Genomic DNA, 347 nt, shown 5'->3' with positions numbered 1-347 from the left:
TGGGATCAACGAGACAGGGCGAGTAGTTCGTCGATCACGGGCTCTGGACCGTCATAGGTGAGGTGCGCGATGGCTGCCATGGGTGCCACTACTCGGCTCAAGGCATACAACCGGTCCCCATCGAGCCCGCACGCGGCCGCCACCCGTTGGCAACGGGCCTCGACCCCCTCTTGTCCGGCGCCGGCCACCACGTAGTCGACGGCGTCGAAGCATGGGTCGCCTACGCATGCCTTTGGGTCGATCGCGATCAGGCCGCGCGACGGGCCGCCGTCCAGGACGTTGCCGAGGTGCAGATCGCCGTGCAGCAACACGAGCCTGGCCTGAGTGTCCAGCAAAGTCTCGCAGCG

General features: G+C 66.9%; 1 protein-coding gene. It reads right to left on the bottom strand.

What is annotated here, in order from left to right; all coding sequences use genetic code 11:
* Positions 1–5: 5 nt before the first annotated feature.
* The coding region (locus IG78_RS0141210) for an aminoglycoside phosphotransferase family protein (protein WP_030575026.1) at positions 6–347 on the bottom strand (342 nt) is incomplete at its 5' end.

The organism is Streptomyces aureocirculatus (assembly GCF_000720475.1).
Taxonomy (GTDB): Bacteria; Actinomycetota; Actinomycetes; order Streptomycetales; family Streptomycetaceae; genus Streptomyces; species Streptomyces aureocirculatus.
The sequence above is the reverse complement of the archived record's forward strand: the minus strand, read 5'-3'. Positions and strand labels throughout refer to the sequence as shown.